Source organism: Paenibacillus thermotolerans (assembly GCF_028745515.1).
GTDB classification, from domain to species: Bacteria; Bacillota; Bacilli; order Paenibacillales; family YIM-B00363; genus Paenibacillus_AE; species Paenibacillus_AE thermotolerans.
In genome coordinates this window covers 54,321-73,304 of record NZ_JAQZSG010000007.1, presented here as the reverse complement: position 1 = coordinate 73,304, position 18,984 = coordinate 54,321, and the positions used below count along the sequence as shown (strand labels likewise).

At 49.3% G+C, this 18,984-nt stretch carries 19 protein-coding genes and 1 pseudogene; 4 read left to right on the top strand and 16 right to left on the bottom strand.

The window, feature by feature from the left end; translation table 11 throughout:
- Positions 1-62: 62 nt before the first annotated feature.
- The 13 genes from PT964_RS08140 to PT964_RS08080 all read right to left on the bottom strand — a co-directional run bounded on the left by PT964_RS08140 (position 63) and on the right by PT964_RS08080 (position 10,936).
- Positions 63-1,580: an ABC transporter substrate-binding protein gene (locus PT964_RS08140; RefSeq protein ID WP_274362849.1), complete on the bottom strand. Its 1,518-nt coding sequence runs from the start codon at positions 1,578-1,580 to the stop codon at positions 63-65.
- Positions 1,581-1,674: 94 nt separating this feature from the next.
- Positions 1,675-2,547 (bottom strand): carbohydrate ABC transporter permease, encoded by an 873-nt coding sequence (locus tag PT964_RS08135; RefSeq protein WP_274362848.1) that lies wholly within the window; start codon positions 2,545-2,547, stop codon positions 1,675-1,677.
- Between the two features lie 29 nt (positions 2,548-2,576).
- Entirely contained in the window at positions 2,577-3,515 is a 939-nt protein-coding gene (locus tag PT964_RS08130) for an ABC transporter permease (protein WP_274362847.1), read from the bottom strand.
- 126 nt (positions 3,516-3,641) lie between these two features.
- Positions 3,642-4,430 (bottom strand): sugar phosphate isomerase/epimerase family protein, encoded by a 789-nt coding sequence (locus tag PT964_RS08125; RefSeq protein WP_274362846.1) that lies wholly within the window; start codon positions 4,428-4,430, stop codon positions 3,642-3,644.
- A gap of 89 nt (positions 4,431-4,519) precedes the next feature.
- On the bottom strand, positions 4,520-5,527 hold the full coding sequence (locus PT964_RS08120; RefSeq protein ID WP_274362845.1) for a LacI family DNA-binding transcriptional regulator: 1,008 nt from the start codon (positions 5,525-5,527) through the stop codon (positions 4,520-4,522).
- A gap of 182 nt (positions 5,528-5,709) precedes the next feature.
- Positions 5,710-6,819 carry a phosphodiester glycosidase family protein gene (locus tag PT964_RS08115; protein ID WP_274362844.1) on the bottom strand — a complete coding sequence of 370 codons (1,110 nt, stop codon included), beginning with the start codon at positions 6,817-6,819 and terminating at the stop codon, positions 5,710-5,712.
- Entirely contained in the window at positions 6,809-7,288 is a 480-nt protein-coding gene (locus tag PT964_RS08110; RefSeq protein WP_274362843.1) for a coiled-coil domain-containing protein, read from the bottom strand. Before PT964_RS08110 ends, PT964_RS08115 begins: the two co-directional genes overlap by 11 nt.
- 243 nt (positions 7,289-7,531) lie before the next feature.
- Entirely contained in the window at positions 7,532-8,230 is a 699-nt protein-coding gene (locus tag PT964_RS08105; RefSeq protein ID WP_337995014.1) for a P-loop nucleotide/nucleoside kinase family protein, read from the bottom strand.
- Positions 8,231-8,254: 24 nt separating this feature from the next.
- Positions 8,255-8,497: a hypothetical protein gene (locus tag PT964_RS08100; protein ID WP_274362842.1), complete on the bottom strand. Its 243-nt coding sequence runs from the start codon at positions 8,495-8,497 to the stop codon at positions 8,255-8,257.
- 31 nt (positions 8,498-8,528) lie between these two features.
- The gene (locus tag PT964_RS08095; RefSeq protein ID WP_274362841.1) at positions 8,529-8,849 is read right to left on the bottom strand and encodes a 4a-hydroxytetrahydrobiopterin dehydratase; all 321 of its coding nucleotides are present in this window, start codon (positions 8,847-8,849) and stop codon (positions 8,529-8,531) included.
- Positions 8,850-8,909: 60 nt separating this feature from the next.
- The gene (locus tag PT964_RS08090) at positions 8,910-9,389 is read right to left on the bottom strand and encodes a GNAT family N-acetyltransferase (protein ID WP_274362840.1); all 480 of its coding nucleotides are present in this window, start codon (positions 9,387-9,389) and stop codon (positions 8,910-8,912) included.
- Between the two features lie 50 nt (positions 9,390-9,439).
- A complete protein-coding gene (locus tag PT964_RS08085; RefSeq protein ID WP_274362839.1) occupies positions 9,440-9,955 on the bottom strand; it encodes a GrpB family protein in 516 nt (171 codons plus the stop codon).
- Positions 9,956-10,075: 120 nt separating this feature from the next.
- The gene (locus PT964_RS08080; protein ID WP_274362838.1) at positions 10,076-10,936 is read right to left on the bottom strand and encodes a gamma-glutamylcyclotransferase family protein; all 861 of its coding nucleotides are present in this window, start codon (positions 10,934-10,936) and stop codon (positions 10,076-10,078) included.
- Positions 10,937-11,213: 277 nt separating this feature from the next.
- Here PT964_RS08080 and PT964_RS08075 point away from each other — a divergent pair, with 277 nt between their 5' ends.
- The 4 genes and pseudogenes from PT964_RS08075 (at position 11,214) to PT964_RS08055 (ending at position 15,959) form a co-directional block, all read left to right on the top strand.
- A complete protein-coding gene (locus PT964_RS08075; RefSeq protein ID WP_274362837.1) occupies positions 11,214-12,092 on the top strand; it encodes a pentapeptide repeat-containing protein in 879 nt (292 codons plus the stop codon).
- Positions 12,093-12,227: 135 nt separating this feature from the next.
- Entirely contained in the window at positions 12,228-13,334 is a 1,107-nt protein-coding gene (locus PT964_RS08070) for an endospore germination permease (protein WP_274362836.1), read from the top strand.
- A pseudogene (locus PT964_RS08065) lies at positions 13,324-14,820 on the top strand (spore germination protein). Before PT964_RS08070 ends, PT964_RS08065 begins: the two are co-directional and overlap by 11 nt.
- A complete protein-coding gene (locus tag PT964_RS08055) occupies positions 14,817-15,959 on the top strand; it encodes a Ger(x)C family spore germination protein (protein WP_274362835.1) in 1,143 nt (380 codons plus the stop codon). Before PT964_RS08065 ends, PT964_RS08055 begins: the two are co-directional and overlap by 4 nt.
- Before the next feature lie 77 nt (positions 15,960-16,036).
- Here PT964_RS08055 and PT964_RS08050 read toward each other — a convergent pair whose 3' ends face one another.
- Genes PT964_RS08050 through PT964_RS08040 form a run of 3 tightly spaced genes read right to left on the bottom strand, consistent with a single transcriptional unit; the run spans position 16,037 to position 18,963 of the window.
- Positions 16,037-17,209: a trans-sulfuration enzyme family protein gene (locus PT964_RS08050; RefSeq protein WP_274362834.1), complete on the bottom strand. Its 1,173-nt coding sequence runs from the start codon at positions 17,207-17,209 to the stop codon at positions 16,037-16,039.
- 40 nt (positions 17,210-17,249) lie between these two features.
- Positions 17,250-18,077, bottom strand: coding sequence for a carbohydrate ABC transporter permease (locus tag PT964_RS08045; RefSeq protein ID WP_274362833.1), 828 nt, complete (start codon positions 18,075-18,077; stop codon positions 17,250-17,252).
- Positions 18,078-18,081: 4 nt separating this feature from the next.
- Positions 18,082-18,963, bottom strand: coding sequence for a carbohydrate ABC transporter permease (locus PT964_RS08040; protein WP_274362832.1), 882 nt, complete (start codon positions 18,961-18,963; stop codon positions 18,082-18,084).
- Positions 18,964-18,984: the final 21 nt, after the last annotated feature.

The window sequence follows — 18,984 nt, the reverse complement described above, 5'->3', positions numbered from 1 at the left end:
TAATAAGTGTGGGCACCTTGCGAAAGATGCCCACACTCCTTTAACCAATTTATAAATTTCTATTATTTCTGTGCTTCCACATAAGCGTTGATTTGCTTTTGCGTTTCATCAATAACGTCTTGCAAACCTGCTGCCTTCAGCTTTTTCATCATTTCGCCGCTAACTTCGTTGTAATCCGTTACGCCCAGACCCAAATTCGGAATATACTCGCCCATGATGGCCCGAATGTTGCTGATCTGAGATTTAATCTTGCTCTGATCCAATGTAAAGCCGACAAACGGTGTGACAACGGAATTGCTGTCCCAAGCCTTCAATGCTTCGATATCTTCTTTCGGGTAGTTCGTAGAGAAACGAGCAAGACGCAGGTCGTTCCACATCCATACATTCGCATTGTACCTGTCGTTATCAGGAATACCGTTCACATCGACGGCGGCGTCAGCCAGCTTATAGTTTACGCCTTCGACTCCGTAGGACCAGAGATCGTAGTTCGCCTGATCTTTCTTAATCCAGTTGATCAAAGCGACCGCTTCGTTCACATGCTTGCTTGTGCTTGGAACGGCCAGCATATTGTCCCCGGCGGAGAAAATATAACGAGTTTGAGGTTCCAAGTATACGGTTTCCAGCTTCGCTCCCGGAACGTTCCTTGTGACCGTGTCGATTCTTTCCGATGCGCTGAAAATATTTGCGCCTACAGCGGCAACCTTTCCGTTATCGAATCCTTCATAGTGATTAAAATTGTTGTCGACATACAGCCATCCTTTGTCTTTCCATTCTTTCTTCTTCGCAACGATTTTTGCGAAGGCGTCCGAATCCAAGAACGATTTCACAGTGTAGCTGCTATCGGCCGGATCGATATAAAGCGGGTATTGGCTTCCGTCACCGATCGGGAAATAGTAATTGGCGAAGGCAGGGAACAATTCCTGGAGGTTGTCGCCGGCGATCGGATACATGTCCGGCTCGTTTTTAAGGATCGCGTCGAAATATGCCTCTAAGCCTTCAACTGTAGAAATTTTCGGAATGCCGTACTTTTCGCGCAGGTCGCCGCGAATATTATACACATTATTAAACCCTGTCATCGGAATCGCTCTAGCGAGGGCGTACTGTTTGCCTTGAATTTGACCGCCTTTGAGCACATAATCAGGCGTGTTCTTCAACAGATCGCCGCCGTTAGCTTGAAGCGCTTCGTCAATCGGCTGATACACCTTCTTGGCTACCAAATCCGACAGCGTGGTGCTATGCGCCCATGCCACATCGTAAACGGTTCCGCCCGCAATATTGAGGGCTAATTTATTCCAATAATCATCAAGATATTTAATGTCGACTTCAATGTTCAATCCGTCCGCTTTCAGTTTTTCGTTAATCGCTTTTAATACGCTTTGTTGCGCAGGGGATTCTTGACCCGGGAAAGCGGCGGTCAGTTTTACGACTTTACTTCCATTTCCGGCACTTGCACTATCGCCGGGACTTGCACTGTCGCCGCCGCTTGGCGTCTTGCTTGAATTCGTGCTGCAGCCTGCGACCAAAGCTACGGATAACAAGGCTGCAAACATTGTGAAAACTGTTTTTCTGAATCCTTTCATCTGAATTCCTCCCTTTTTTTAAAAGCTAATATGTTTAAAAAGTTTTCATACCGTTGCCCCGCTGTATAAAAACTTCTTAAAACCGGAAAAAACATTAACCTTTGACCGCGCCGATCATGATCCCCTTGACGAAATAGCGCTGGATAAACGGATACAAGAAAATGATCGGACCGATGGTTACAAACAAGGTAGCAACCTGGAAAGTCTCTCCCGGAATTTTCATGTTACCCATCATTCCGGTTTCCCGGACGAGATTAATGATGGATTGAATCCGGTACAGCATATATTGAAGCGGATACAAATTGGGATTATCGATGAACCACAGCGCGCTTGTCCAATCGTTCCAATAAGCCAAACCGATGAACAAGGTGATGGTCGCGATTATCGGCTTTGACAATGGGATGATGATACTAAGAAAAGTTCTCATGACTCCGGCGCCGTCGATCTCCGCCGATTCGATCATTTCGGACGGAACCGTCATAAAATAGTTTCGCATCAAAAATACGTTAAACGGAGATACCAAGCCCGGGAGTATTAACGCCCAGATCGTATTCTGCAAATGCAATACCTGCGTGGATACCAAATACCAAGGCAGCAAACCGGCGCTAAAAACCATAGGAATGAAAAAATACATAGCGACGGCATTTCTGTACTTGACACGCTTAACCGACATTGCATAGCCGGCCATTCCGCAAACGAGCAGCGCTAACGCCGTCCCGACAACCGTGACTAAAATCGAAACGCCGAAGCTGGTATAAATATACTTGTTTTTAAAAACCGCTTCGTAAGCCAGTAGCGAAAACTCACTTGGAACGAGCTGATAGCCGTTGTCCAATATGCTCTTTTCACTGCTGATCGAAGCCATGAATGTCAGAATAAACGGATATATGCACGCGACGGCATAACTCAATAGTAAAAGATGTATCAAGAACTGTGCGACATGACCGCTAGGCGACAGCTTCCGCATCCGGTCTCCTCCTTTCCGTTCACCGCTTGTTAGAACAACGCGCTATCTTTGTCGTATTTCTTTACCAAGGCGTTGGAGCCCCAAACCAATATGAATCCTACTACGGATTGATACAAGCCGACTGCAGCTGTCGTTCCGAAATCGGCCGCCTGCTTGATCGCCCGGAAAACATATGTGTCGATAACGTCCGTATGTTCAAATAACAGGCCGTTATCTCCAATGATGGAATAGATTTTGGTGAAGTCGCCGCGCAGCATTCCGCCGATGCTTAACAATGACATGATAATGATTGTAGGCGTGAGCATGGGCAATAAAATGAGCCTGATTTGCTGCCAACGATTTGCTCCGTCTAGCGACGCCGCTTCGAACAAATGATCGTCAATACCCATGATGCTGGCAAGATAAATAATCATGGAGTAGCCGGCTACCTGCCATACGTGAGCTCCGATTATAATCCAAGCCCAAGGTGCCGGATTTTGCGACCATTGCATCGGGTCTTGACCGAAAAGCTGAAGAATTTGGTTTGCGACTCCGTTTCGGTCCGAGAAAACGATCGTCGTTACCAGCTTGCCGACCACAACCGCAGAGATGAAATACGGCAGAAACATAAGGTTCTGATAAACCTTCCCTGCAAACTTTAACCGGATTTCATTGAGCAGTATGGCAAAAACTACACTTATCAACGTTGTCCAGAACAAATAATTCACATTGATAAAGATCGTGTTGAACGTTGTCCGGAACGCATAGCTGCTTTCAAAATAAAACTTAAAATTGTCAAACCCAACGAATGGACTTCTAAACTTGTCCACAAAATTAAAATCTTGAAAGGCGATAATGATACCCGGCATCGGCAAATACGCGAAGAGAAAAAGTACGGCTACAGCCGGCAGCATCATGAAGTAATAAGGATAATTCCGCTTCATTTCGTGAATGAATCCGTCTTTTTTCTTGTCGATGGACCTTTGCATTTTACCAACGCACCTCCTCCGTCGGAAACGCTCCAGGATGAAGCGTTTCCAACTTATTTATCGAAAATCCGAAACGTTTTGGAAAATGCTAGTAGCTACCCTTCGAAAACGGCTTGCACTTCATATTTATCGAAACAAGAATCGATTCATATATTTCACCGTGAACTCGACTCCCTTGTCGCCAAGCTCGCCGGTCCATACGTTGGAATGCGGTTCGATGCTCAAGCCTCCCTGGTAGCCGACGCCGTACAATATCGCCATGAACGTGCCCCAATCGGTTTGGTCCAATCCCGCCGGCGGATCGTCGAACCGTTCGCCGTCAATGATGACCGAGCCTTTGATGTGCACGTGAAGGAATCGGCTCCCCCAATCCTTCATTTCCTTTAAGTAATCTTGTCCGGCATAACGCGCGTGCGACGGATCGTACTTGATGCCGAGCTCCGGCAAATGCCCGTGAATCAGGTTCCAGGCCGTATCGTTCACGATGAAATTGTTCCAGTGGCAATTATAAGTCGCGATTCGAACGCCCTTCCCTTTGCCGTATTCGATCAGCTTCGAAAAAAATTCGATCGCTGAAGTTATGTTCTCATAGTAGGAACGCTCCTCCACATAGTTGCAGCCGCTCACAAAAACCGGACAACCGAGTTCGCTCGATGCGTCTATCAGCGCGTATGCCGCTTGAAGCTCCTCCTCGATGATGCTGCCGTCCTTCGCAATCCGGCCCGGACCCCAGCGGCCGATCGATCCTACGCCCACTCCCGTGCGAATGCTCGCCTCTTTCAATTCCGCCGCGAGTCCCTTAAATTCCTTCGCGTCGTTCCCGATATTAATGCAAAATTCCACAAACTCCAGACCGAGCCGCTTGGCATATTCGAAGCTCTCAGCTTTCGGTGAAGCGATGATTCCTAATTTCATAGTTTCTTCCTCTCCTTAATCTCGTATGTTCCGAAACGTTTCCGGAAACGGGCGAAAAAAATTCCCGCTTCCTTGTAGTGTCGGATAATTTATAGTGCTTTCGTACTTTCCCGCACGATAAGCTTGGACGACATGACGCGCGTGTAGCCGGAAGCGCCGTCCAGCATTTCCAGCACCATATTGACGGCGGACGTTCCGATTTGAAACCGGTCCTGTTCGATCGTCGTTAGCGACGGCTTCATGATTTCCGTAATCTCAATTCCGTCAAAGCCTACGACGGACATGTCCTCGGGCACTTTGTACCCAAGCTCGGACGCTTTGGTAAGTACGCCGTACGCCATCAAATCGGAGGCGCAAAATACGGCTGTCGCTTTCGGGTTTGTTGCCATTAAAGCTTCGAAAGCCTTGCCACCTCCTTCAATTTCAAAATTCGCATGAGCGACATATTCTTCTTTGTATTGCAAGCCGTTCTTCTCGAGCGCTTTCTTGTAGCCCTCAAGACGAAGCTGGCTGACCACCGTCTCTTGATGACCGTTAATGAACAAAATGTCCCGATGACCGTAATCGATCAAATGCTGCACCGCCGACATCGAGCCGCCGACATCGTCGCTGACAACGCTTCCAAGACTGTTTGAGGAAGCCGGAACTCCGAGCAATACCGTCGGGATGCCCGCTTGAACGGTTTGTTCGATGTAAGGGTCGTCCGTCTTGAGACCCGCTAATATCACGCCGTCGAAGCTCCGCTTGCGGCATAGCTCTTCATAGCGCAATTGTTCCTGCTGCTTGGTGCTCGTGCCCAATAAAAATACGTCGTAATTGCGCAAGCTGGCTTGCTCGTTCACGCCGCAAATGACGTCGAACAAAAAGTGATGCCCGCTTCTTGTCGTTAAATTCGAAACGATTAGTCCGATCGTATTCGTCTTCTTCAACACAAGGCTTCTTGCCGACGAATTCGGTTGATAGCCCAATTGTTTCGCGATTTTAACAATCTTCTTATAGGTATCTCTATTGACGTCTGAATGGTTGTTTAACGCTCGAGATACGGTAGTAATCGAAACGCCCGCCAATTTAGCGATATCTTTAATGGTTGCCGCCATATCTCTCACCTGTTATTCCAACCGGATCCGATTTTTCATTTTCATTACTGAAAACGCTTTCGAAGAAATTATAGCACCTTAATCATTTTTATGTCAATCGTTTCTGAAAACGTTTCGGATCAAATACAAAAGAAACCCCATTCGTAATTATGAATGGGGTTATCGTCGTTCGTTAAGCCGGATTACGGCATCACGACAAAATTGGAAACGACCTTGCGCTGCTGTCCGTCGGACGGGCTGTTCAGCAGCTTGCCGTCGTATACGAATGCGCTGGAGCCGCCTCCGTCCAAATTGTAGGCGTCGCGCACGTTCCATTCGAGCAGCTTCGTTTGCGCTTCCTCTAACGTAACGCCGTTGCTGTAGCCCTTCTGCCTTCCGTCGATTACGATAAACAGCAAATCGCCGTTCGAGAAATGGCCGATCATCGTGCGCGGCTCCCGCTTGTTTTTCCATTTGGCCGGAATGCTCATCTTCTTGCCGTCTTTCAGCAGTGTAGGGATGAAGGTTGCGCCATACCGAACGTCAAGGTCTTCGATATCTTTGCGCGAATTGACTTCGCCGCCGACCAGGTTGCCGTTTTTGTTAAATCCGATAAAGCTGAGACCCGCCTGATAAAATGCCACGATTTCCCCATCGACGACGGTAGCGCCCATCGGATGGAGCGACCCGTTCCGATCCTTGGAGAAACCCCCGGCATTGATCGCAAGCACCGCACCGGTCCGTTCGGCGGCTGAGCCGGTCGTTTCGCCTTTGCTGCTGAGTTTGTCTTGAGCCAAAACAAGCTTCACCGCATTCGGATCATGCAGCTTTACTTTCGCCATATATCCGCGGTAGCCCGCTTCCTTCAACGAAAATACTTTAACGGTCGCCTTCTTGCCGAACGTTTGGCCGATCGGCTTGCCGAGAATGTTGGAGAGCACCGTTGACAGCACATCGTCCGTCTGCCGGTTTTGTTCTTTGCTTCTATTTACCAGCTGCTCGACCGCCTCATGCTGCTTCGCATCGAAGGCCGCCTCCTTGTTCGCAGCTTCCGCCATCGCATTCAACACTGTTTGGATGGCGGTCAGCTCCTCAACCGATGCCGCCGCGCATTTCCCGATGTGCTCGTAATGATCGGCGATTTCGGATAATTGCTGCCGGATGCCGCTGACAGGCTTGTCCGATTGAGTATAGGAGACGATCGCTTTATCATACTCGGCTTGAAGCTCGGGAGTACGGTAATAGAACGCCCCCAAAAATGCGACGAGTATCGTAACGATGAATCCGAGCGGCAGCAGCGTTCTAGTAAACACGTGCCGCTTCCTCCAGCTTCTTGATCGAATTTCTCAGCACTTCGAGCTGCTTGCTAAGATCGTTGATCCGGTTGTTCAGCGCCTGCTTCGTTTTGGCGGATGTACTAAGCGAATCGCCCGCCAAGGACATCTCTTCCTTCACGGCGTTCAGCTCGCTTTGCACGACGTCGAACTGCTGCTGCAGCGCCTTCGCTTGCTCCAAATTCGCATTCAGCGCGTTTTGCAGTTCTGCAATTTTAGCGTTCATTTCAGCCGTATTGGCTTCGTTCGTCTGCTGTATATGATTCAGTTGATTTCTTATGTCTCCGATATAATAGTATGCCAGCGCAAAAGCGCTCCCGGCCAGCATGACCCAAAGCAGGGCGACGGCTGTCGTTCCTACCCATTTGTACGACTTGCGCTTTGTTTTTTCGGCTTGTCTCGGGGCTCGTTCCACTCGAGGTTCTATTTCGTAGTACACTTCACTCATGATTCGTTTCCTTTCCTTCTGCCTGTTGTGATATGTAATGTATAAACTATCGTATCATACTTATGGACGAACTTTCATAGAATTTGTTGCCGTTTTTGTAGAAAATTGATGAAAATTGTCAGCGGCAATCACTCGTATCGGACCTATCACATTCGGATGGCTTGCGGTTTGCATCTAACGGACATGGCTGCAGTTATTCGGCGTTTTGAATGGAGTTTTCCGTTTTAACGGACACCACTGCAGTTATTTCCTCGAAAAAGCAGGGATTAGCGCCAAAAATCGGGGTTTAGCGTCTGTGGTGTCCGTTAGCGGATTAGCGGCGGGCAAAAACGGCGATATAACGTCTGTGGTGTCCTTTATCACCGCAGGGGGGTGCGAGGAGCGGCGAGAACAGTGGAATCCGTCAAAAAATCCGCCGATTATAGCGGCGGATTTTAGAACATCACCTAAGTAATAGTCTAAGGTTTGTGAGGTGTTCACGTTTATGCATTCCAAATGGGCGGGCCTTTTTGCGCGGTTGATTACTTCTTGCCAATGTTCTTCAGGAATATGAACCTGATCAATTTGCGTTATCAATCGCTCACGATTTTTCAACCTGTTGTTGAGCTCATGAATATCATTCAACACGCACTCCACATACTTGTATTTCACGTTGTGTTTTTCAGCTATAGCGGTACCATTCTCAACCATCTCTTCGTACAAGCAGGGACTATCCAGAATAACACTGTGTCCTTGTGATAGATGGAAATCAATCAATGACCATTCGATATGATATGCAACCCCACCGGCACGCTTGGGATCAATATCGTTATCCATTCCCTCCAGCAAACCGGTTTTCACAACATCATGATCGATAATCACTGCTTTAGTGCGCCTCGCTATTTCTTTGGCAAGTGTGGATTTGCCCGACCCTGGAAATCCGGACATTTGTAAAAAAAACATCTCTGTACCTCCGGAGACTATATGCTACGAATCAATAGACAATTTTCGCTTCAAGAGTCGGAATAATGATAATAACAGCAAAGCGATTCCGATCATCAAAAACCATCCCTTACCCTCATAAGAAATCATAAGCAAAAGCTCCCATACGTTGGACGGACCGGAATGCTCGCAATTTTGACAGTTCGGATAAGGAAATATAAAGGGTAATAATCCAGCAATCGTCGCAAAAGTCCCAAAAATAAGTAATAACGCCGCTATTTTTTTCATTGATTTCACCTCCTACGTGAATAGGTGACACTTAGTTTCCTTTATTGCCTTGCTCTTCCTTAAATAAACGATCATACGCTTCGGCGGATTCAAAATCGAGAGTCGTTAATCCCCCCGCGCTCCATGTCGTTAAACGCAGCGTTACCATTCTGTAGTCAATCGAAATCAACGGATGATGCACACGAGCCTCAGCCTCTTCCCCGACCCGAACGACAAAAGAAATCGCCTGCGGAAAGGACGAAAACCGGTACTTTTTCTCCAGCCATTTCCCATCTTTGCGTTCCCATCCATGCTCCGACATTGCTGCCGCCTTGGCTGCAGCCTCCGTTTCATCCAAGCGAACCGGTTTCATAACGTCAACCTCCCATCATTGTTATCCAAAAATCTTCAAAACCCACTTAATACATTTTAATTAATTACTTGATGAAACAATTAATTTGAATTTTTGCCGGGAACCGCCTTCGGGCCCATTCGGAAGCTTTTCATCTAATGGCACAAATCCAAATCTCTTATAAAACATTCGAGCTGGTTGCCCGTCTGCAACTTCTTCACCGAATGTTGTAACGAAAACCTCCGCCGGAGCTTCTACTGACCTCAACACATAATGAAGCAACTTAGATGCAACACCATGCTTCCGCGCTTGCGAAGCAACAGATAACCAGACTATTTTATATACGGGAGCATTTGATGACCATAGAAGCCCCCCTAATAACGGACTACCCGACGGACCATCGTTTTTCCGAATGCACAGTGCCGTATTTCGATCAATATTGCGCCTTAATGCCTTAATGAAATTCGGGTCATTCACCATTGAACCAAATAAATACTCCACTTCAGCCGCCAGCTTTAACCATTCGTTGATGTCATCCGGCGTAGCCGGCACTACTTTCATGTACGATCCCCCTATTTTTCTTGTCTGTACCCCCCGTTGTCATTGCATCACTAACTATTTTTAGCCCATTCAGCGGCCAGTCTGTCAATTTCAAGTCCTAACTCTTCCTTACCCTTGATATATGACGATATATCGTAGGGATATTGAACTGCCAACTCCGCTTTGAGATCCCCGTAATTTTTCGCCGTTTTCGGATGTGCTCGTAAATAATCCCGAAAAGCAAGATGCCGCTCAATTTGCGGATTACCAAGAGCATATATGTGAATGTGATGAGTTCGATGATTTCCGCCTTTAGTGAAATAACGCCTTCCACATATTCCATTCTCACCTTTTGACTCGTAACCTTGAAGAAGCAGTTGCCCATTGTATTCATCTACGCGGTTGATGTCTTTGACAACAGGCATCACGTCAATAATGGGTTTAGCATTTAACCCTGGAACAGCTGTGCTTCCTATATGATGTATAACAATAATCTCCTTACCAAAAATCAATCGAAAATTTTCCGCTTCCTCCTCAAATTTTGAAACCCAGAGAGGGTTATAGGGTAAAACTTCTACCTTCCTCATTCTCGAGCTCCCTCTCCATTCGTGCAGAATGAATAAATACCGGAATGCTTGATCGTAAACATGATAGCTTGTTTTCTTGAATTTGGAAAGATGTTCTGCGCCTCCGAGTTTCGCATGCCCCTACTGTACATCCCTCAACCGATTCATCGCTTCCCTCAAACGTACCGCATATGCGCCGCTCAAGACGTTCGTTCCATCGAGAATCGTACACATGTAAGCGTCCGACGGTGCGATTTCACGCTTCGACTTATCGGCCACTTCATAGGAAAAGGCGGGCAGCCGCATCCCGTCAACCGACACGGAAATATTCGTCCTTCGATACGCGGGCGGAACGAGATTCGCTCCCTCCCGCTCATCCAGCGGCTCAATCTCATCAGCAGGCAGGAGGTAAAGAACGCCCTCCATCGTTTCGCCTGGGGCTGGAAGCAAATCTGCGACTCCTCCTCCCCATTTGGCGGAATATTTCGTAAACCCGACGCGGTAACCTTCAAGCTCCGCCCTTCCCAAGCGCGTATAGTTTGCCACGGTCTCCGAGAACGAAGCTTCGCTCATGCAGGAGCCATAAGCTATGTATAATCGAAGCTCCCGTTCGCAGCCCCATTTCCCGCTTGGCAGGAATGCCGCGCTTTCGCATATTTCTGCCTTGTTCCGATCGTGCAAAATATAGGCGAAGCACTCCGCCGTTTGACCGTGATCCAGCGATACGATCGTTTTCACCCGCTCGAAAAGATTTCTGGGATGCTCCGGCTCCTGAAAGCCTTCCAAAATATCCATAGCACTAAGCGCTCTCTCAGGCTGACTCAGTTCCAGAAGCTGCCCATGTACGACCCCGCTCCCGACAACGACGCCCGGATAACATCCAAGGTTAAACATCCATCCCCGCATGCTGGCGTTCTGAACGGAGCGGACGTACCGTTGTACGATTCGGTGGTTTCCCATGCCTTTTTGCAGCGAGCCGTAAACAAACACTTTATTATCCAAGCGGAATCACCTTTCCTCAATATACAAACTTTGGCACCGTAACGGCCATCCACGAACTCTTTCAAGATTTCGGATATTTCTATATCTATGAAGCTATCAATCGGAACATGCGGAAGTTACTATGAACTCCTCGTGATGCTAATTTCGCCAAGAAGGTAAAACGATACAAATAACAACTCATAGTGTTGCTAACATTCCATCCCAAGCGGCGGCGGTTGCCGAAGCATGAGCAGTACCGTTATCATGTTCATAGCAGTATATAAAAGGAGACCGCCAAATGCACGACAATTCCCAAAGCAATCACACAAATCCTTCCTCCGTATTCCATCGCGCAAAGCTGCAAGCGGACTGTGAAAGCTGCTTCGGCTTATGCTGCGTTGCTCTGCCCTTCGCCGCCTCCGCAGATTTCGCGGTCGACAAAGACGCCGGGACGCCATGTCAGCACCTTAAGAAAGATTTTCGCTGCGGCATTCACGGCAATCTAAGGCAGAAGGGCTTTAAGGGCTGCACCGTATTTGATTGCTTCGGCGCCGGACAACACGTATCCCAAACTACCTTCGGCGGAACCGACTGGCGGCAAGCCCCCGAAACGGCGGAAATGATGTTCGAAGTATTTCCTCTCATGCGGCAGCTCCACGAGCTGCTATGGTATTTATCCGAAGCGGCAACGCTGAAGGCGGCCCGATCGATCCGCGATGAGCTTCAAGCGGCGCTTGACGAAACGGAGCATCTGACACACCTCCCGGCTAACACCTTCCTGAAGCTGGACATGGCGGCCCATCGGGCGAACGTCAACGCATTGTTGCTTCGGACAAGCGAGCTCGTTCGAACCGAAGCCGGCCGTTCGCTGAAAGTACCCCAAGGACGCCGCAAAGCTTATGGCCGAGGGGCGGATTTGATCGGCGCCAAGCTACGCGGAGCCGACCTTAGATGCGCCAATCTGAGAGGGGCGTATCTGATTGCGGCCGATCTAAGAGAAGCAGACCTGAGAGCAGCCGATTTGATCGGCGCCGACTTGCGGGATGCAGATTTGCGCGGAGCAGACCTTACCGGAGCTATTTTTCTTACTCAATTCCAGATCAATGCCGCAAAGGGAGACGCGGGTACAAAGCTTCCTTCCCTGCTTACACGGCCGCCGCACTGGGCCTCAACATAACAGCATTCCGAGGTCAACCGGTAATCCGGGGACCTTTTTTTTATGGCGTGTACGCCCGTTATTTCCGGTTATTACCTCGCCGATTGGTAATACTATCCTCACAACAATCCGTCACCGGTGTAGGGGGATATCCCTTTGAACAAGTCACACAACGGCGTCATCGGAACTCTTACCTTATATTCCATCGTCATCTTAGCCGTTGGTTTAATGAATCACGTTATGGTCATCCCTCCGCTGCTTGAAGAAGCCAAGAGGGACGCTTGGATATCGATTTTGACGGCAATCGTTCCGTACCTGGCATGGACGACTATTCTCTACTACATCATGATAAAAACGAATCGGCAGCCGCTCTTCCTTTGGCTCAAGCAGCAATTCGGAGGAGCGGTCAGCTGGGCTTTTCGTATTTTTTTCATCGTGTATTTGTTTGTCATCGGCGTAATGACGCTAAAGGAAACGATGATGTGGACGCATACCTCGTATTTGCCCAAAACTCCGACAAGTGTCCTCGGCGCTTCATTAATGCTGGTATGCGGATTTGCCGTTCATTTCGGGGTTCGCGCCATCGCCGTTGCCTCGGGCATATTGCTTCCGTTTGTCGTCATTTTCGGAGATTTTGTGATGAGCGCCAATTTGCCGCAAAAAAACTACTCCCTGTTGACGCCTTATTTTGAACATGGGATCGGTCCTACGATTAGAGGAAGCATTTATTTGGGCGGCGGGCTTGTCGAGCTGATCCTATTGCTGCTTTTGCAGCATCAGCTAAAGTCGAAGGTTCCGCTCTGGTCGGTTTATTTGCTGGCTCTTTTTCTTGCTTTATTGGTATTCGGTCCGGTGACGGCGGCGATCGCCGAATTCGGCCCCTATGAAGCGGCGGATCTTCGATATCCCGCTTATGAGGAATGGCGGCTGGTCACGATCGGAAAATATATCCGTCATGTAGACTTCCTGTCGATTTACCAATGGTTGTCCGGGGCGTTCGTCCGGATTGCCGTGTCGGTCTTTTTGCTGTTCGAACTGCTCGGGCTGGGGCAAAACAAAAATCATAGGACGTTAGGGCTATGGATTATCGGAGCCGTTTACGTCGCCATTGCGGAATTGCCTATAAGCGATATGCAGTATTATGCCTTTTTGAAAAAGGTATATTTGCCCTCATCGCTGGCGGGCGTGACGGTTTTGTCGTTCGTATTGCTCTTGTTGGTGATCGTTTCAAAAACGCGAAAGGTGAAACATCATGAGACGTAATCGCTATCGGACGCTTCTTGCGAAAGGAAAGACGAATCCGCCGAAACCGAAATCCTCCGGACAAGAATCGATGCATACGGAATGGACTCCGGAAGGGATTCGCGGCTTATTCCGTAAATCGGCGGATTTCATAATGGAGAAGTACGAGCTAGGGGATCCGGAACATGTGCAAAGCGTGTATTTGTTGTACTGTGACGGAATGGCGGAAAAAAGGCGGATCAATGACTTTATCATCCCCCAGCTGGCCAGCTTGATTAACGATAAACAAAGCATGGAGCTCGACAAAAAAATCGATCTAACCCGCGTCAAAAAGGATGATGAGCTAGTACACCGGGTCTTTTGCGGGGAACTCGTCATCTATTTTGACCGGCTGAACGTCGTGTATTCCATAGACATCTCCGATCCCCCTCAACGGCTTCCGACCGAATCCAATACGGAAATTTCCATCAAAGGCTCAAAAGATGCTTTTATAGATTCGCAAGCGGCTTCGCAGCAATTCCTTATGCTACGAACAATTTACGATGGGCAAACGAAGCCGAACCAAGGTCGCTTTACTCTATATTGAAGATATTACGAAGGCCGAGATCGTCGACGAAGTGCGTAACAGATTGAAAAATATCGACATCGACGTCATGTTCAGCAGCAGCCAACTGGAAGAAATGCTGTCGGACAGCTCGCGCTCCTTTTTTCCGCTGCTGCATTATACGACCCGTCCCGATTTCGTGGTGGACTGCCTTAACCGGGGAAGGTTTGCCGTCATTGTCGACGGGGCTCCGACCGCCGTCATCGGTCCGGCCAATTTGACGCTGCTGTTAAAAACGCCGGAAGATTTTTATATTCCGTTCTATATGGGGACGTTCGGGCTGCTGTTCCGGTTTCTCGGGCTGATCATCTCCTTGCTGCTTCCCGGCTTTTGGATCGCGCTTGCTTCCTACAACATCGAACAGCTGCCGTTTCCGTTCGTCGCCACCATCGGGTTGTCCCGGATCGGCTTGCCGATGCCCGCGCCGCTTGAAGGCTTTCTCATGATCGGACTGTTCGAATTGTTCCGGGAGCCGGCGAACGGCTGCCGAAAGCGGTCGGTCAAACCGTTGCCGTCGTCGGAGGCATTGTCATCGGCGATGCGGCGATCCGTGCCGGTCTTGCATCCACTACTTTTCTTGTAATCGCCGCAATCACCGCAGTTTCCAGCTTTACACTCGTTAATCAATCGTTGGTCGGTTCCGTCAGCATCGTTCGGTTGCTAGTTATGCTGAGCGCTTCCACGCTAGGCATGTATGGGTTCATTTTGTCCCTCATTGCGATCATTCTTTACCTTTCTGCGCTGGAATCGTTCGGGCTCCCGTATCTTGCGCCTTTATCGCCGATCAGCTGGAGAGACATCGTGCCGGCGATTACCCGAAAACCGTGGTATGCGAAAAAGTATCGCCCCCAAATTCTTCAGACGAAAGACACGACCCGGCAAAAGGAGGACGATTCGGAATGATGCGAGTCGGGAGATGCGCTCTTCTATGGTTGCTGCTTTCTTTAGCGCTAACCGGGTGCTGGGATGTGAAGGATATACAGGATATCAACTATCTTACAGCCATCGGTTTGGACCACGTCGATCACAAATATCGCGTTTACGTGCAGATGATCGACTTCACCTCGGTCGCGAAGACGGAAACGGGAAAACCGACGCAGCAAATTCCGATTTGGATCGGGGAAGGCGAAGGAGAAACGTTGATCGGGGCGTTAAACGATCTGTATCGGTCGTCGCAGCTGCGAATTTTTTACGGTCAAATCAACACGATTGTATTTAGCGAGAAAATTATGAAGATAGGGCTGACAGATGTCAAGGAGCTGCTGTCCCGCTATTATGAGATCCGGTATACGCCATGGGTGTTCGGAACTAAAGAACCCATTGACAAGCTGTTCGCGGTCCACCCTTTTTTTAATTTATCTCCGTTAATGTCGATGCTGCATCAGCCGCAGGAAATTTACAAGCAGCAGTCCATTATCAAGCCTTTGACTTTGCGTGAGTTTGTAGCGGATTATCGCGAGCCGGGAAACACCACATTATTGCCTTCGCTTGCAACAGCGGCCGCCTCGTGGAAGAAGGATATGGAGCCCAAAGAGATGCTGACGATTGACGGCGTGTTTGCATTCCACGATCGGCAATATAAGGAATGGATCTACTGGAGGAACCTCCCCGGCCTGCGCTGGATGGAGCCCTCTACGAACCGCAGCCCCATTCTGCTTCGAGACGGGGAAACGATTGTTGCCGGCATTTACTTGGAAAGACCTAAGGTCAAGATCACTCCGTACATGCGGGGAAATGAAGCCAGCTTTACCATTAAGGTGGAGGCGGAGGGATATATCTCGGAAGCTTTCATTCAAATGTCCGAATCGGCTCTGGAGCGAAAAACGGCGGCTCAAGTCCGTAAACAAATCAAAGAAACGTACGAAGAAGGGCTTACATACAATTTGGATCTTCTGCGGCTGGAGCACGCATTGTATCGGAAGAAGACCCGGGATTGGAAAAGACTGCAGGCGCAAGGCGGCTTGCATTTAACGCCGGATTCCCTGGAAAGCATCAATGTAACGATTAAGCTCGAGCACTCGGGCAAAAAAAAGAGTAAATGAAAAAAGCCTGCAGACTCGGGCACTTGCAGTACCGTCTACAGGCTTGCCTCATCTCTCGTTAGGTCCGCTCCGCAGCTTTATCCCAAAACTTCGTTCCAAGCCCGTTCTATATCTTCTATTAAAATGTCCGGATCCTCCATCCCGATGAACAATCGGACCAATGAAGGGTTGGAGCCGTCCGGGTTTCTGCTTTCATGCACCGCGTTCACCGTAACGAGACTTTCATAGCCGCCCCAGCTGACGCCGATGCGGAAATATTGCAGCGCATCCGCCCAACGCTTCATCCGATCGACCGGATGGATCGTCTCGAAGGAAAACAAGCTGCCGAATCCTCGCAGCTGCTTTGCCGCCAGCTCATGCTGAGGATGCGACGGCAGCCCGGGATGGTTGACGCGGTTTACGCCCGCCATCCTCTCCACATGCGCGGCAACCGTCATTCCGCTGGATTGGTGGCGTTCCATCCGCAGCGGCAGCGTCCGTACCCCTCGCGTAATCAAGGCAGCGGTGTGTGCGGTCATTATTCCGCCGAGCAGCATATAGCCTTTGCCGCCAATCTCCTGCACGAGTTCCCTTCGGCCGACAACGACTCCTCCCAAGCTGTCGCTGTGCCCGGAGAAATATTTCGTGAGCGAGTGCACGACCAGATCGATTCCCAGCTGTAACGGCTGCTGGCAGCAGGGCGTTGCCCACGAATTGTCGATGACGGTCAGCGCGCCGGCCTTCCTCGCAACGGCTGCGACTGCCTCCAAGTCTTGCAGCTGAAAATACATCGAAGTCGGACTTTCCAAATACACGATTCTCGTATTCGGACGGATCGCTTGCTCGAAATCCTCAACCCGGCTGCCGTCTATGAAGGTAACCTCGATTCGGTATCTTTGCGCCATATCCGTTAGAAACTCTCTGGTCGGCCCATACGCTTGCTCCACGCAGATGACGTGATCGCCGGTACTCAGCAGCGAATGCAGCGTGCCTGCAATGGCTCCCATTCCCGAGGCGAAGCAGCGCGCCGTTTCCCCGCCTTCCAGCTCCGCAATTTTATTCTCCAGATACTGTACCGTAGGGTTGTTCCCCCTGGAATACACATGCGACGATAAAACATCCTTCATGGCATGCTCGAAGGCTTCGTACGTATCGAAGGTAAACAAGCTGTTCAAATAAACCGGCATATTCACCGCCCCATGGTGCCGGCCGTCAACCGTATCGTGGGAAACCGTCGTATGCAGATGATCGCTCGAATCCTTTTTACTCATGGCTGTTATCCCCTATCCGTTCGCAAGTAATCTCTCTTCCTCAACCTTTCTCAGCGCCTTGCGTCAAGCCTTCAACGATATATCTTTGCGCGAAAGCAAACAAGATGACGGTCGGAATGACGGACAGCACCGTTCCCGCCGACATCGCTCCCCAATCCACGTCGAATTTCAATATAAACGAGTTCATCGCCACGGGCAGCGTCTTAGACGTTTCGTTGTCGATAAACATGACCGCCATGAACAATTCGTTCCAGTTCTGTACGAAGGCGAAGATGAAGGTGGACGCAATGCCGGGCAGCATGACGGGAATGATGACCCGAATGAGCGCCGAAAGCCGCGAGCAGCCGTCGATCATCGCCGCTTCTTCAAGGCTGGAGGGGATTCTCTGGAAGAAGCCGCGGAGCATAATCGTTGAAAAAGGAATCAGCATTACCGTATACATGATGACCAGCGACAACCGGTTATTGATCAAATCCAGGCGCGCCATCAGCAAATATAACGGAGCCAGCGCGATGAAGCCCGGAAGCATCTGCGTGGAGAAGAAGGCCAGCATAATTTGCTTGTGGCCGCGGAACGTAAACCTGGCCATCACATAGGCGCTCAGCACGGAGATGCAAATGACGATCGACGCCGCAATAATCGAGATGAGCAGGCTGTTGCCGATATAAATATGAAACTTGGAAATTTTGAAAATATTGATATAGTTGTCGAGCGTAAAGCGCTCCGGCCAATATTGCAGCGGGAAGCTGAAAATATCTTTCTGAGGCTTGAGCGACGTAATGACGATCCAATAGAGCGGAAACACCATGAGCACCAAATGAATGGACAAATAAGTGACCTTTAAGCCCGTAAACAAACGAGTTTTCATGCTCTTAAAAGTCACCTGCCTTTTCGGATTTCGTGACGAACAAATAAAACAACGTATAAAGCAGCAAGATGCCGATCATGATGACGCCGATCGCCGAAGCCGCTCCGTAATCTCCGCCGTAAATGATTTTATCCAGCATAAGGGATGACAAAATATGTGTCGTACCCGCCGGCCCGCCGTTCGTTAATCCGTAAATAATGGTCGGATCGTTAAAAATCCAGATGGCTCTTAACAAAGTCGTTGCAATAATCGTCGGTAAAATATATGGAAGCGTCACGTTGAAAAATTTGCGGACGGCGCCCGCACCGTCCATGCCCGCTGCCTCGTACAATTCCGCAGGCACCGATTGCAGCGCGGCCAGCAGCATGATCGCGAAGAAGGCGATTCCGTACCAAACGTTAGCGACGATGACGGACACCATCGCCCATTTCGGGTCCGACAGGAAGCCGATCCGCTCTTCGATGATGCCAAGCCGCATCAGAAGATCGTTAATGACGCCGATCTGCGAGTTAAACATCCACTTCCAGATGAGTCCGATCAAAAATCCGGATAATGCCCAAGAGTAAAATACGAACCCTTGGTACACGCCTCTCCCGCGGAAGCTTTTCCGCAGCAGCAGGGCGAGGGAAAGTCCGATCAGAAATTGGAAAATGAGCGAGAAAAACACCCAATACGCGCTGTTAGTCAACGCCTTTAGAAATTTCGGGTCGTGAAACGCGTTCGAGAAGTTCTGAAGACCGATAAAGCGCACGTTCGTCAGATCGAATAGAACATAATTTTGGAATGCCATCACCACCCCTTGCAGGAAGGGATAGAACGTAAAGACGATCAGCAGCACCAACGCAGGAAGCAAGCTGAATAATATAAATGTCCGCTGCTTTACCAATTCATGTTCACCGCCTTGATT

Excerpts from the sequence above, each read along its gene's own strand:
- PT964_RS08085 (WP_274362839.1), bottom strand. The coding sequence starts at position 9,955 with ATGAGGAAGGTAGAAGTTTTACCCTATAACCCTCTCTGGGTTTCAAAA.
- PT964_RS08110 (WP_274362843.1), bottom strand. The coding sequence starts at position 7,288 with ATGAGTGAAGTGTACTACGAAATAGAACCTCGAGTGGAACGAGCCCCG.
- PT964_RS08105 (WP_337995014.1), bottom strand. The coding sequence starts at position 8,230 with ATGTTTTTTTTACAAATGTCCGGATTTCCAGGGTCGGGCAAATCCACA.
- PT964_RS08050 (WP_274362834.1), bottom strand. The coding sequence starts at position 17,209 with ATGAGTAAAAAGGATTCGAGCGATCATCTGCATACGACGGTTTCCCAC.
- PT964_RS08055 (WP_274362835.1), top strand. The coding sequence starts at position 14,817 with ATGATGCGAGTCGGGAGATGCGCTCTTCTATGGTTGCTGCTTTCTTTA.
- PT964_RS08095 (WP_274362841.1), bottom strand. The coding sequence starts at position 8,849 with ATGAAACCGGTTCGCTTGGATGAAACGGAGGCTGCAGCCAAGGCGGCA.
- PT964_RS08125 (WP_274362846.1), bottom strand. The coding sequence starts at position 4,430 with ATGAAATTAGGAATCATCGCTTCACCGAAAGCTGAGAGCTTCGAATAT.
- PT964_RS08100 (WP_274362842.1), bottom strand. The coding sequence starts at position 8,497 with ATGAAAAAAATAGCGGCGTTATTACTTATTTTTGGGACTTTTGCGACG.
- PT964_RS08045 (WP_274362833.1), bottom strand. The coding sequence starts at position 18,077 with ATGAAAACTCGTTTGTTTACGGGCTTAAAGGTCACTTATTTGTCCATT.
- PT964_RS08090 (WP_274362840.1), bottom strand. The coding sequence starts at position 9,389 with ATGAAAGTAGTGCCGGCTACGCCGGATGACATCAACGAATGGTTAAAG.
- PT964_RS08120 (WP_274362845.1), bottom strand. The coding sequence starts at position 5,527 with ATGGCGGCAACCATTAAAGATATCGCTAAATTGGCGGGCGTTTCGATT.
- PT964_RS08140 (WP_274362849.1), bottom strand. The coding sequence starts at position 1,580 with ATGAAAGGATTCAGAAAAACAGTTTTCACAATGTTTGCAGCCTTGTTA.
- PT964_RS08075 (WP_274362837.1), top strand. The coding sequence starts at position 11,214 with ATGCACGACAATTCCCAAAGCAATCACACAAATCCTTCCTCCGTATTC.
- PT964_RS08135 (WP_274362848.1), bottom strand. The coding sequence starts at position 2,547 with ATGCGGAAGCTGTCGCCTAGCGGTCATGTCGCACAGTTCTTGATACAT.
- PT964_RS08130 (WP_274362847.1), bottom strand. The coding sequence starts at position 3,515 with ATGCAAAGGTCCATCGACAAGAAAAAAGACGGATTCATTCACGAAATG.